Consider the following 13,506-nt stretch of genomic DNA (forward strand, 5'->3'; position numbering starts at 1 on the left):
GTAGCCGTCTTTTTTCTATTAAAACTTTATAAGCTCTATTCCTTCAGGCAACTCACTCTCTGTTAAAATACGCAATTCTTTCACGCGATCCATTACGTAAGAAGAACGCTTCACAAGCTCTGGGTCAATATAAGCTGGATGAACCATAATTTCTACCGTTTGTTCACCTTGTACTCTTTCTTTTAACTTCACGAAGTAATCTTCCGTCACACCATCTGCGTAAAAATCACTGTAAAATACGTCAGAAAATGGGCGTACTGCTCGCTCTTCTTCACAACGACGAATTGGAACATTATATTTAACAGCTAACCTTTCAAGAACATCGTGCAAAATTGGCAATCCATGCACGTGATGATGACTATCTAAATGCGTTGGTTGTAATCCGTAAGATAGGAATTTCTCAATTTGAGCAGTCCACTCTCTCTCAACTTCCTCTGGATTTACTTTCCCTTCCCATACGACACTTTGTTTATGAAACAATCCATCGCTACTTACAAGTGACGGTACATCTCCAAGAAGCGGTTTCCCTGCCGTTAATACGAGATGTACTCCTACCCCTAACGTTTTATACTCTTTTGCTAAGCGTACCGCATGCTCTGTTCCTGGCATATTCATCATCATCGTCGTTGAATTTACAAGTCCATTTATATGTCCATCAATAATGCCGTAATTTGTACCTTCTGTAAGACCGAAATCATCTGCATTTACAATTAACTTAATCATTGTAATACCTCCTAATAGGATAAAAAAAAGCGGGCTAAATAGCGCCGCTTTTATTTCTCTACCTTTTTGAAGAACTGCGGAAGATATTCTTTATGCGCTTCCAACATTTCATCTAAAATTTGTTTTGCCACTTTATCTGATGGTACAAGTGGGTTAATTGTCATAGCAAGCAGCGCTTTATGATAATCCCCTGTAACAGCAGCTTCAATTGTTGTGCGCTCAAATGATTTAATTTGTTGTACTAAACCGCGAACTGGTACTGGAAGATCTCCAACTGCAATTGGTTTTGGACCCTCTTTCGTAATAATACAGTTCACTTCAACAGCCGAATCATGTGGCAAGCTTGCAATTGTTCCGTTGTTTCGTGTATTAACAGGCTGGATATCACCTTTATTATTATAAATAGACGTAATTAAGCTACATGCTGCGTCACTATAATAAGCGCCTCCACGTTTTTCTAATTGTGGTGGTTTAATATCTAAATTCGGGTCTTTATATAACTCGAATAAATCATCTTCTAATTGTTTTACTACTTCTGCACGTGTACCTTTTTCAACCGAAGCTTCTTTCTCTTCTTCTAGCATTTCACGTGTTTTGTAGTAGTAACGATGGTATGGACATGGAATTGCACGAAGGCCGCGAATAAAGTCTGGCTCCCAGTTAAGCGCAGCGATATTTTCCATCGTAATTTGCTTTTCTGGATCTGTTACAAGTTCTAACACACGATCCATTACACTTACGCCATCTAAGTATACGTCTAATCCATATACCATGTGATTTAAACCTGCAAAATCAACGTGAACACGACTTGCATCTACTTCAAGCAATTTTGCAAGACCCATGCGGATTCCGATTGGAACGTTACATAGACCAACTACTCTTTGAATATTTGTATAACGAAGAACAGCTTCTGTTACCATACCAGCTGGGTTTGCAAAGTTAATTAACCATGCATTCGGACAAAGCTCCTCCATATCCTTACAAATATCTAAAATAACAGGAATCGTTCTCAATGCTTTGAATAAACCACCAGGACCATTCGTTTCCTGACCGATTACATCATATTTTAACGGGATTGCTTCATCTTTTGCGCGAGCTTCTAATAAACCTACGCGAAGCTGCGTCGTTACGAAGTCAGCATCTTTTAATGCTTCGCGACGATCAAGCGTTAAATGTACCTCAATTGGTAAACCAGATTTTTTTACCATACGTTTCGCTAAGTTACCAACGATTTCTAACTTTTCTTTTCCTGCCTCAATATCTACTAACCAAATTTCACGAACAGGAAGCTCATCATAACGTTTAATAAATCCTTCAATTAACTCTGGTGTATAACTAGATCCACCGCCGATTGTAGCAATTTTAATTCCAGTCATGCTTTATTCCCCTTTCGCTTCAAGCTTTTTATAAAGATCGATAAACTCTGTTGCTAATTCTTTTACTGTAATCGCATTCATTAAATGATCTTGTGCGTGAATTAAAAGAACACTAATCTCTGTTTTTTCTCCTCTTGCTTCTGATTGTATGAGCTCCGTTTGGAAATGATGCGCTTCATTAATCGCTTCTTTCGCCTTTACCATCGCTTCATCAGCCTCTGCCATTTTCCCCTGTTTGGCAAATTGAAGTGCCTCCATCGCAAAGCTTCGTGCATTACCACTATTTAAAATCAATTGGAATGGAATTTGTTCTGCTGTAGTCATCATAATTACCGCCCTCTCTATTATCGTTCAACCGACTTACATACCCCTTCAGTTTGAACATTTCTATTAAAATATTAATTTATGAATGATAGTTTGGTGTTCTTGTAGATGGATCTCATCTTTTTGAACATGATATAAAGGTGATTGTTCTCACAGATGGTGTTATCTGTGAGAACAATTACTGTGTTACATAGGTACAGAGTTGTTATTTCCTTGTGCTGCTGCTTTTTCAGTACGAACAACAGAACGATCGCATAATACAACGAATGGATAATAGATTACCATCGCAATTACAAAGTTGAATAACTGTAGAATTGCGCCTGAAAGATGCCCACCTGTTACAAGATAACCACTAATAATTGGTGGTGTTGCCCATGGAATCATCGCAACTGTCTTTGGTACCCAACCAATAGATATAGCTGTATAAGAAGTAATTACTAATACGATTGGTGTTATGATAAACGGCAAGAATAAAACTGGATTTAAAATAATTGGTGTACCAAAGATTACTGGTTCGTTAATGTTGAATGCACCTGGACCAATTGATAAGCGAGATACACCGCGTAATTGTGCACTTTTTGCTACAAGTAATACAACTACTAAGAACGCTAATGTTGCACCAGAACCACCAAGATATACGAAAGTATCAAAGAATGGTTTTGTAACAATGTTTGGAACATCAAATGCAGATGTACCACCTTGGAATAACTTCATGTTTTTCTCTAATGCCGGTAAGTATAATGGCTCAATAATACCACCAACGATATTCGGACCATGTAAACCGAAGAACCAAAGAAGATGAACAAGGAGTACAATGACAATTGCACTTGGTAATGTCCCTGCTAAACTTTGCAGTGGTGATTGAATCGTATTAAAGATAAATTCATGAACACTTGTACCAGCTAATTTCACTGCTAATTGAATACCTGCAACTACTGTTAAAATAACAAATGCTGGAACTATAGCTGCAAAAGATCTTAAAACTGCTGGTGGTACTCCATCAGGCATTTTAAAAGTAATGTTTCTTTGTACGAAGAAACGGAATACTTCAGTAACAAGGAGTGCCACAATAATTGCTACGAATAACCCTTGTGCACCTGTCCAAACTAAGTTCAATCCGCCTTCTTTCGGTGTTGTTGGCGTAAGAATAATTAACGCACCAAATGAAATAATACCTGCTGACAAACCATCAACGCCGTAAGATTTTGCTAAGTTATAACTTGTTGTAAATGCTATGATTAGTGCTAGAATCGCGAAAGAACCAGTCCACATTCCACCGCCAACTTGTTTCCACGTTTCACCAAACAAACCTTTCATGAAATCTTGGAAAGCTTCAGATGGAAAACCATTAATTAGTGATGCCAGTGCACCAACTAAAATAAGTGGCATAACTGCAATAAATCCATCACGGATCGCAGCTAAGTGACGTTGCGATCCGATTTTACCAGCGACAGGAACAATATATTTCTCCATAAATGCAATAAACTTTTGCATTTTGCTTCCCCCCTAATTATTTTTTAAGTGTTAATGCGTGATCTAAAACTGCTTCTCCATTCATCATGCCGTAGTGCATTGGATTGATAACGTCAATTCCAACGTTTTTCTCATCAGCAAGCGTTTTCATTGAAGACAGCATGTAACGAACTTGTGGTCCTAGTAATAATACATCTGCTTGATCGATATTTGTTTTTACTGCATCCCCAGATACAGCCCAAATCTTTCCTTCTAGACCGCGAGCTTTTGCAGCCGCTTCCATTTTTGTAACTAGTAAACTTGTAGACATCCCTGCTGAGCAACATAATAAAATATTCATTTGAAAATCCCCCTTGTGTAGTATAAAAAATTTATATTTTATTTATTTTTCTTTACGCTATTTATTAATGCAATTAGCATGCCAACTTTTTAAAACCACTAAAATCAGCACTTTTTCGACTATTTTCTTTGTGTGTTAACGCTTTCAATTAGTGTGTTGATCAAAAAACACACAGTGTGTTATAAAACAACACGCTTTTAACACATAACTGTATGAAAATAGATTAGTGTTTAGTTGTCTAGTTGTGTTTAAAACAAAAAAACACTAAAAAAATTTTTTTAGCGTGAAAATCTATTAAAAAAACTCCTCTATCTATTGTCCAAGCAAACTCTACTAAATCACATAGAATAGAGTAAAGTAACACAATTCGAAAGGGGATTCCTATGCCAAAACATAGAAAACAAAGCAAAATAAAGATTTATAGAATAACAAGCTATAAAAAAGACAAACGTTCTGAATTAGACTCTAACAAATTTGAACTAGAACAGCAGGAAATAGAAAATAAGCAGGACAAGCACGGTAAACAAGGCAAACAGGACAAGCACGACAAACAGGATAAACAGGATAAGCAAGCACAAACGGAAAATGTAGTCATAGTACCCACGGATTCACACAACCTAGATATATGGGATGAAATTTCTTTAAAAGAAATACAAGCTGGTGAACATACAAGTTTATTGAATGAAAAAAGCAATTATCAAAATATTCATTTGCTACAAGTAAGCGATATCCGTTTATATTTGGACAAGCAACTACAATTCAGTTCCGTCGATGAGCAAATTTATCATGAAGCACTTGTACATCCAATTATGTCAAAAGTAATTGATCCAAAACGTGTTCTCATATTAGGTGGTGGCGATGGCCTTGCCCTGCGAGAAGTTTTGAAATATGAAACTGTGCTACATGTAGACCTTGTTGATTTAGATGAGGCAATGATTAATATGGCACGTAATGTTCCAGAAATAGTATCTTTAAACAACAATGCATTTTTGGATAGTCGCGTGAATGTGCACGTATGTGATGCGAAAGAATTTCTAAATTCTCCTTCATCCTTATACGATGTAATTATTATTGATTTTCCTGATCCAGCAACAGAAATTTTAAGTACTTTATATACAAGCGAACTTTTTGCTCGGATAGCTACATTCTTAACAGAAGATGGGGCATTCGTCTGCCAATCTAATTCACCTGCTGATGCACCTCTAGTATATTGGAGTATCGGTAATACAATTGAACATGCGGGATTAACTGTGAAAAGTTATCATACAATCGTTCCTTCTTTCGGAACTGACTGGGGATTTCATATTGCCGCTAATTCTGCCTATGTACTCGATCAAATTGAGCAATTATATGTAGTGCCAACGCCTCGAACATTACCTTCCCTTCTTTCTCCTTTATTTCAATTTAGAGAAGAACATTTAGAACAACGTAATCTCGCTCTTTTAAACTCAGAATCGAATCTTATCTTGCATCAATGTTACAAACAGGAAATGGAATTTTAACAACATTATAGTAAGGAGCGCTACCTTATGGAATATTCTACTTTCGGTAAGCATATAATAGTAGATTTATGGGGAGTGGATTTTTCCCTATTAGATGATATTTACTTTTTAGAACATCATTTAGTTCACGCTGCTGATCAATCTGGTGCCCACGTTTTAAACGTAAGTACAAAAGAATTTAATCCGCATGGTGTTACTGTTTTAGTTTTACTATCAGAAAGCCACCTCTCTATTCACACTTATCCAGAAAAAAACTTTGCCGCCATTGATTGTTATACGTGCGGTACAACCGTTGAACCGCAAATAGCGATTGATTATATCGTAAGTATATTGAAACCAAATGAGATGCATATAAAAAAACTGATTCGTGGTATAGGAGAAATTGTTACTGTCGATTAAATACCACTCTTACTCATTTGTAAAAAGGAGGATTGTAAATACCATCAGTGGAACAAACACTCCACTGATGGTACAGACACATACATAAAAAACCTTGCATACGCAAGGTTCATTCAGCTACCGACATCTTCTTATATAATTCTACAAATTCACTCGCTAATTCCTTCACCGTAATTGCATTCATTAAATGATCTTGTGCGTGCACCATCAGAAGGGTAACTTCGGTCTTTTCACCACCGGCTTCTTTCTGTATGAGATCCGTTTGTACACGGTGTGCCTCTTTTAATTCCTCTAACGCTTCTTGTAATTTCGCTTCTGCTTCTGTAAACTCCCCACGCTTCGCGCAATCAATTGCTTCCATTGAACAACTTCTCGCATTTCCCCCATGCAAGATTAAGTGAAAGGCCTTCGTTTCTATCGTATCCATTTTAGTTCTTTACTCCCCCTTTTCTTCCGCCACTTTTTGTTTATCCCATATTTTTAAGAACGGTAAATAAATGAAGAATGCAAGCGCAAAGTTAACAAGTTGTAAAACAACACCTGAAATTTTCCCACCTGATCCTAAATATCCACTAAATAGAATTGGTGTCGTCCAAGGAACAGCAGCACCGCTCGGACGAGCAACTAATCCCCATTCCATTGCAAAGTAAGAAACAATTGTTAACACAACTGGAACCAATATAAATGGAATTAATAAAATTGGATTCATGACAATTGGCATCCCAAAAGTTACCATCTCATTAATATTAAATATACCAGGCGCAATTGACAATCTACCTATACTTTTTAATTGCTGACTTCGGGCAAATAATAACATTCCTACAACTAAAGCAAGCGTTGCACCAGATCCGCCCATATAAATCCATAAATCAAAAAACTGTGCAGTAATCGTATTTGGTATATCTTGCCCTGCTTGGTAAGCAATTCGGTTTTGATCCATTAACGACAACCAAACGGGACTCATTACACCACCAACAATAGTAGCTCCATGAATTCCACATGACCAAAGAACATGAACGAGAATAACAGCTATTATTGCGCCCCAAAGACTAGCACCAAGTACACTAAGTGGTTCCTGTAAAATTTGCCCTACAATATTATGGATACTGCCAAAAGAAGTATTTTCTATAATTAAGCGTAAAAGCCAAATAACCGTTACAACAATAAATCCTGGAACAAGCGCGGCAAATGAACGTGTCACAGCTGGCGGAACTGTCTCTGGCATCTTTATAATTATCTTTTTTTGTACAATAAACCGATAAAGTTCAGTAGATATAAGTGCAATAATCATTGCTACAAATAACCCTTGGCTTCCCATTAATACAGCTGGGATAGCACCTTCTACAAGTACACTCTCTTTTGTACTTGGTATAATATATGCAACTTGAAATGGTGTCGCAAGTAAAAACGTCACAAGCGACAATGCCCCGGATGCTAAAGCGTCCACTTTATAATATTCTCCAAGTCTGTAAGCGATTCCAAAAACAGCTATTAAAGCCATTATATTAAAAGTTGCACTAACTGGATACCCCAAAGCCCTCTGCCAATTCTCCCCAAACAAACCTGCCATAAAATCATTATAACCTGGTATTGGTAAAGCACTAATGATGAGGAAAAATGATCCTATAATTAAGAACGGCATCGTCAATACAAGTCCATCACGAATTGCTAGCAAATGCCTCTGCTCTGCAACCTTTCCTGCTACCGGCATTACATATTTCTCTAAAAACCGTATCATCTATCCCACTCTCCTCATGGTTTCATTGACAAAGCTGCTTGCAAGATAGCTTCCCCATTACAAAGTCCGTAATGAACGGATTGAATGACATCAACAGGTACCCCTTTCTCCTTACATAATTCCTTCATTTTCGGTAATAAATAACGTACTTGTGGCCCAAGTAAAAGTACATCAGCTTTATCAATATGGCTATTTACTTCAGAACCTGATACAGCCCAAATCTTTACCTCTATTCCTCTTGCCTCTGCTGCTTTCTCCATTTTAGTAACAATCAAACTGGAAGACATTCCCGCTGCACAGCAAAGCAAAATATTCATCTCGCTTCCCTCCCCCTTCTTCTCAACCTAAATGATGGCGCATCCCTTACCACAACTAGGTTACAAATATATATGTCTAGATTTCCTGCTGTATGCCGAGCTTAAAAACAAAAATTTCTCGGTTTTCACGCTATTCTATCTATCCGTATTCTCCTAGTAAAGAGGACTTTAACTCGCTATAATAATTCAGTATGATTTTTTTAATTGATAGGAGGATATATTTATGAAGGCATATCGCTTTCCACTTATTTTATTATCTTCTATCCTAATTGGTGGTTTCATTGGTTATTTCATGGGTGCCGATGCAGTTGCTTTAAAGCCGCTTGGTGACATTTTCTTAAACTTAATGTTTACGATTGTTGTACCGTTAGTGTTCTTTAGCATCGCGTCATCTATTGCTAATATGGATGGATTAAAACGTTTCGGTAAAATTATGTCTAGTATGGCTGGGACTTTCTTATTTACAAGTATTTTAGCTGCTATTTTTATGATTATTGTCGTGAAAGTATTCCCGCCAGCACAAGGTGTTGTATTAGAACTAACCCAACCTGACAAAGCTGAAAAAGCAGTTAGTGTTGCAGATCAAATCGTCGGTATTCTAACAGTATCTGACTTCTCGAAGTTACTATCTCGTGAAAATATGTTAGCTCTTATTTTCTTCTCTATTTTAATGGGGATTGCAACTTCAGCAGTTGGTGAAAAAGGAAAACCATTCGCTACATTCTTACAAGCTGGTGCAGAAATTTCAATGAAAGTCGTATCTTTCATTATGTACTACGCTCCAATCGGACTTGCTGCTTACTTCGCAGCATTAGTTGGTGAATTCGGACCACAGCTTCTTGGAACTTACTTCCGAGCAGCAATGGTATACTATCCAGCGTCTCTTATTTACTTCTTTGTATTCTTTACGTTCTATGCATACCTTGCAGGTCGCAAGCAAGGTGTACAAGTATTTTGGAAGAACATGGTCTCTCCTACAGTTACATCTCTTGCAACTTGTAGTAGTGCCGCAAGTATTCCAGCGAACTTAGAAGCAACGAAGAAAATGGGTATCTCTTCTGACGTTCGTGAAACAGTTGTCCTTCTTGGATCTACACTTCATAAAGACGGCTCTGTTTTAGGCGGCGTATTAAAAATTGCTTTCTTATTCGGTATTTTCAACATGGAATTCGAAGGACCAAAAACATTAGCAATCGCACTTGTTGTTTCTCTATTAGTAGGAACAGTAATGGGCGCTATTCCAGGCGGCGGTATGATTGGTGAAATGTTAATCGTTTCTTTATATGGCTTCCCGCCAGAAGCATTGCCAATTATCGCAGCAATTAGTACAATCATTGATCCTCCTGCAACGATGTTAAACGTAACAGCAGATAACGCTTGTGCCGTAATGACAGCTCGCCTTGTAGAAGGTAAGAACTGGATCAAAAACAAATTTGCTTAATAGATAGAAAGAGGATGCTCGTTTTGAGCATCCTCTTTTTGTCGTTATTTGTTGATAAGTCGATATCCCTTGTCGAAACGTCGATATATTGAAAAAATCGTTGATATATTTGAAGTTATGAACGATATATCCGAAAAATCGTCGATATAATCTATTCTGCCACAAATTTGTTAAAATCTTCACAAATATTCCACATCCATTATTCATTCTCCGTACTATAATCATGTATGGAAAAGGAGATGAACCTAATGACACAAAGCGCACCTGAATTTAAAGTTCTGCAAAGCATTGCATTTCTTGCTGTCGTTTTGCAAAGTTCGTTATTATATACAATGAATCAAGGAAATGTCTTACTTGAGCAATCCCTCATTATGGGCATGCTATTTAACCTTGCAAAATTTTCAGCACCTGCATTCATATTTATCGTCGGCTTCCACTTAATTCGTCACTATACAAAGCAATTAGTATACAAAGAATATATTTCTGAAAAAGCCGCACATTTACTCATTCCTTATCTCTTCTGGTCTATTCTTTACTTATTAACAACAAACGATATGATTACACTACAAAGCGGAATAAAAAGTTTATTACTCGGAACAGCCGCACCTCACCTTTGGTACGTGATTATGATGTTCCAAATTCACCTATTGTTCCCTTTGCTGTGCACACTATTTTATTGGTTTCAAAAACGAACAGAAAATAAAAAAGACATATATAAATATATGACTATCTTTGCTTGTTTATATTTCCTCTTAATGTGGTATTCTTCGCACTACATTTTTAATGGAGAGAAATTGACTAGCTCAACAATTTTACATTATACAGACCGTTCCTTCTTCTTCTACTCGTTCTATTTCGTCATGGGAGGAATCGCTGCTGTAGCACTAAAAACGTGGCGTACATTTGTTATGAAACATATCCCGCTTATCACAATATTATTTTTCGTCTTATTTTTATTCATCAATTATGAGTTATTTAGTTTTTACGGAGCAAACTCTATTCATTTAACCGTTTCGACTTATTTAAAACCGTCTATGTTTTTATATATCGTATGCGAAATTATCATACTTTACGTGCTTTCTATTACAATCGTACAGAGACGCGGTTTCTTATATAAAGCTTTACGATTTATCGGGAATTACACATATGGTGCTTATTTAGCTCACTTTTTCTTCTTGCAACTATGTACAAAGTTTCTTTCTTTATTCATACTGCAAGAAAACACAATATTGTATAGCTTATTATTATTTACAATAACGGCCACAATCTCGATTTCAGCAATGGTCATATGCAGTGCACTACCATTTCATACATGGATTACAGGACCTTCTCCTACGACAAATATGAGATGGGCGAAGATTGTACTTCGGAAAAATCACGAAAAGGTATTCAAACCATATCTTTGATATAATAGAATTCCATACACGAAAAGAAAGTAGGACACACCTATGATTAATCAAATTGGACAAATTATGCTATATGTAAATAATCAAGATGAAGCCATGCAATTTTGGACTGAGACAGTAGGATTCCAAATTATTGCGGAAGAAAATAACGGACAAGGTTTTCGCTGGATTGAAATTGCACCGTCAAAAGAAGCAGGAACAAGCATCGTTCTTCACGATAAAGAGTTAATTGCAAAGATGCAACCTGAATTAAACTTAGGTACTCCTTCACTTATGTTCTTCTCTAACAACTTAGATCAACTATATAAAGATCTTTCTAAGAAAAACGTTACTGTTGGACAAGTTGTAGATTTACCTACTGGCAGAGCTTTTAACTTTGCTGATAATGAAAACAATTACTTTGCGGTAATGGAACGCAAATAAAAAAGAAGCTATCCGAAAAAGTCGGATAGCTTCTTTCATTTTAAGAAACTTGTTCTGCATTCGTTTCCCTATGTTGTATATGGCTCGTGATCCAAGCAATTCCACCAGCAACAACGAGATAGCATAACAATATTAAAATTTGCATTTGTAATTGCGACCAATCTCCTAAAGAAATCACATCTTGCAATCCTCTAAGAGAATGGGACATTGGGAGAAATTGTCCAATCTTGCTAAGAACAGCTATATTTAATTCTCCTGGGAAAGTCCCACCGCTCGTCGCTAATTGCAAGACGAGAAGCGTTACCGCTAAAAACTTTCCAACAAGACCAAATACCGTTACTAACATAAGAATAAACGTCATGAACGTAAAGGAAATAACGATACTTGATAAAACAAAGAGTGGCACACTTGCAACTTCTAATTTCATAACTCCTAGCACAACTACATCTACAAGCAATGCTTGAATAAGTCCAATTACATATACTAAGCCTAATTTGTTAATAAAATGTACTGTTCCACTTACTTTCATATTTTGTCTACGGCCAAGCGGTAAAATATTCGACGCCATAATTCCGCCAACATAAAATGCAAGTGATAAGAAATATGGTGCAATACCTGAACCGTAATTAGGCACGTCAGAAACTGTTGACTTCACTAATTGAACTGGCTCTGAGAACATCGTATTGCGTGCATCATCATTGCGAACATCCGCTATCTTCTCTGCGCCCTCTCCCAATTTCGTAGAAAGTTCTTTCGCACCGTCGTCAAGTTTAACAAGTCCGTTCGTTAACTGATCAGCACCATGATTCAGCTCTGTTCCCCCGCTCGCAAGTTGATTTACACCTTCTTGTAATGATGTAAATCCAGTTCCCCATTTCGTAAATCCACTAGCTAAATTTGTAGCACCATCTGCTATCTTTTTCGTTCCAGCAGTAGCTTCATTTAACTTAACTCCGAATGTATTCATACCTTCTTCAACCTTATGCTGACCATCTGCAAGCTTCTGTGCACCTTGTGTCAATTGTTTCTGACTATTATTTAAAGTGTTTGTTGCTTGAGCTAATCCATTAGAAGTAGCGATAATCTTTTGAAAAGCAGGGTCTTGCTGCACCTCTGGATGACTTTTCACGTACTCTTCTAATTGTTGTTTTACACTATTTGCTGCATTGTCCGCTTTCACTTGCCCGTCAGCAAGTTTCTCACTTCCGTTCACCCATTCATTTGTACCAGCACTTAATTCACTAACCCCTGATTGTAAGTTTTTTTCACCTTGTGCTAATAACTCCATACCACTATGAAGGGATTTTGCCCCTTCACTCAGCTCATTCGCTCCATCAGTTAAAGCTGATTGACTAGAAGCAAGTTTTTCACTTCCCTCTTTCACTTTTGATGTCCCGTCACTTAAACGATGAATACCATCTGCAAGCTGATTTGCCCCATTTCTTGCATCTGTCGTTCCTTCATGTAACTTCCCAGCACCATTACTTGCATCACTCAACCCTTGTGCTAAGTCTTGAAACTTTGAAAAGACACCTTCTGTATAAGATTTCGTAATACTATTTGAAATTTTTGTTTTCATATTTTCAACAGCTGTCGTTCCAATTTGAGCTGCTACAAAGTTTTTACCCGGATTTACTTTGTACTGCAATTGTGCTGGTTCTGGTTTTTCATCCATAAGTGTACTTACCTTTTTAGAGAAATCGGCTGGAATCGTAACAACCATATAATACTTATCTTCTTTTAGCCCTTCCTCAGCATTTTTTTCTGATACGAAATGAAAAGCCAGTTCCTTATTCTCTTTTAAATTTTTTACAAAATCGTCTCCTGCATGAATTGTTTTCTCATCCATTGCAGCACCCTTATCTAAATTTACAATCGCAACAGGTAATTTATCTAATTTTCCGTATGGATCCCAATATCCAGCTAAAAAGAACCCTGAATAAATTAAAGGAACGATTAACAAAAAAATTAAAGCGATACGCCCATGTTTATGGTGCCACATCGCTTTCCAATCTTTAAATACAAGTTGAATTCCTTTCATGAA

General features: G+C 37.0%; 14 protein-coding genes. 5 read left to right on the plus strand and 9 right to left on the minus strand.

The features are described from left to right. Window positions 1-18: 18 nt before the first annotated feature. The 5 genes from chbG to ACTFR9_RS17310 all read right to left on the minus strand — a co-directional run bounded on the left by chbG (window position 19) and on the right by ACTFR9_RS17310 (window position 4,236). Window positions 19-723, minus strand: a complete 705-nt coding sequence (chbG, locus tag ACTFR9_RS17290) for a chitin disaccharide deacetylase (protein ID WP_061131817.1) — start codon at window positions 721-723, stop codon at window positions 19-21. A 50-nt stretch (window positions 724-773) separates the two neighbouring features. Continuing rightward, window positions 774-2,099: a 6-phospho-beta-glucosidase gene (celF, locus tag ACTFR9_RS17295; RefSeq protein WP_000145749.1), complete on the minus strand. Its 1,326-nt coding sequence runs from the start codon at window positions 2,097-2,099 to the stop codon at window positions 774-776. A 3-nt stretch (window positions 2,100-2,102) separates the two neighbouring features. Further along, window positions 2,103-2,426, minus strand: a complete 324-nt coding sequence (locus ACTFR9_RS17300) for a PTS lactose/cellobiose transporter subunit IIA (RefSeq protein ID WP_000989053.1) — start codon at window positions 2,424-2,426, stop codon at window positions 2,103-2,105. A 183-nt stretch (window positions 2,427-2,609) separates the two neighbouring features. Further along, window positions 2,610-3,917 carry a PTS cellobiose transporter subunit IIC gene (gene celB, locus ACTFR9_RS17305; RefSeq protein ID WP_001168828.1) on the minus strand — a complete coding sequence of 436 codons (1,308 nt, stop codon included), beginning with the start codon at window positions 3,915-3,917 and terminating at the stop codon, window positions 2,610-2,612. A 16-nt stretch (window positions 3,918-3,933) separates the two neighbouring features. Beyond that, a complete protein-coding gene (locus ACTFR9_RS17310) occupies window positions 3,934-4,236 on the minus strand; it encodes a PTS sugar transporter subunit IIB (RefSeq protein WP_001023567.1) in 303 nt (100 codons plus the stop codon). A gap of 383 nt (window positions 4,237-4,619) precedes the next feature. Between ACTFR9_RS17310 and ACTFR9_RS17315 the strand changes: the two genes are divergently transcribed. Then, window positions 4,620-5,738, plus strand: coding sequence for a polyamine aminopropyltransferase (locus ACTFR9_RS17315; protein ID WP_001123973.1), 1,119 nt, complete (start codon window positions 4,620-4,622; stop codon window positions 5,736-5,738). 27 nt (window positions 5,739-5,765) lie between these two features. Continuing rightward, window positions 5,766-6,137, plus strand: a complete 372-nt coding sequence (gene speD, locus ACTFR9_RS17320) for an adenosylmethionine decarboxylase (RefSeq protein ID WP_000456819.1) — start codon at window positions 5,766-5,768, stop codon at window positions 6,135-6,137. A gap of 109 nt (window positions 6,138-6,246) precedes the next feature. Here the strand turns inward: speD and ACTFR9_RS17325 are convergent, their stop codons facing one another. From ACTFR9_RS17325 to ACTFR9_RS17335, 3 genes are read right to left on the minus strand one after another with little or no spacing between them, the layout of a single operon-like run. Beyond that, the gene (locus ACTFR9_RS17325) at window positions 6,247-6,564 is read right to left on the minus strand and encodes a PTS lactose/cellobiose transporter subunit IIA (RefSeq protein WP_000379634.1); all 318 of its coding nucleotides are present in this window, start codon (window positions 6,562-6,564) and stop codon (window positions 6,247-6,249) included. Between the two features lie 9 nt (window positions 6,565-6,573). Next, entirely contained in the window at window positions 6,574-7,875 is a 1,302-nt protein-coding gene (celB, locus tag ACTFR9_RS17330; RefSeq protein ID WP_000617774.1) for a PTS cellobiose transporter subunit IIC, read from the minus strand. 14 nt (window positions 7,876-7,889) lie between these two features. Then, window positions 7,890-8,192, minus strand: coding sequence for a PTS sugar transporter subunit IIB (locus ACTFR9_RS17335; protein WP_001023546.1), 303 nt, complete (start codon window positions 8,190-8,192; stop codon window positions 7,890-7,892). Between the two features lie 223 nt (window positions 8,193-8,415). Here ACTFR9_RS17335 and ACTFR9_RS17340 point away from each other — a divergent pair, with 223 nt between their 5' ends. The 3 genes from ACTFR9_RS17340 (at window position 8,416) to ACTFR9_RS17350 (ending at window position 11,462) form a co-directional block, all read left to right on the plus strand. After that, a complete protein-coding gene (locus ACTFR9_RS17340) occupies window positions 8,416-9,633 on the plus strand; it encodes a dicarboxylate/amino acid:cation symporter (protein WP_000649370.1) in 1,218 nt (405 codons plus the stop codon). A gap of 248 nt (window positions 9,634-9,881) precedes the next feature. Then, window positions 9,882-11,039, plus strand: coding sequence for an acyltransferase (locus tag ACTFR9_RS17345; protein WP_000194314.1), 1,158 nt, complete (start codon window positions 9,882-9,884; stop codon window positions 11,037-11,039). Between the two features lie 42 nt (window positions 11,040-11,081). Continuing rightward, window positions 11,082-11,462: a VOC family protein gene (locus tag ACTFR9_RS17350; protein WP_000609840.1), complete on the plus strand. Its 381-nt coding sequence runs from the start codon at window positions 11,082-11,084 to the stop codon at window positions 11,460-11,462. Window positions 11,463-11,502: 40 nt separating this feature from the next. Here ACTFR9_RS17350 and ACTFR9_RS17355 read toward each other — a convergent pair whose 3' ends face one another. Then, the gene (locus ACTFR9_RS17355) at window positions 11,503-13,503 is read right to left on the minus strand and encodes a YhgE/Pip domain-containing protein (protein WP_000676362.1); all 2,001 of its coding nucleotides are present in this window, start codon (window positions 13,501-13,503) and stop codon (window positions 11,503-11,505) included. Window positions 13,504-13,506 lie beyond the last annotated feature (3 nt).

The organism is Bacillus cereus group sp. MYBK222-1 (genome assembly GCF_051916425.1).
GTDB lineage: Bacteria > Bacillota > Bacilli > Bacillales > Bacillaceae_G > Bacillus_A > Bacillus_A paranthracis.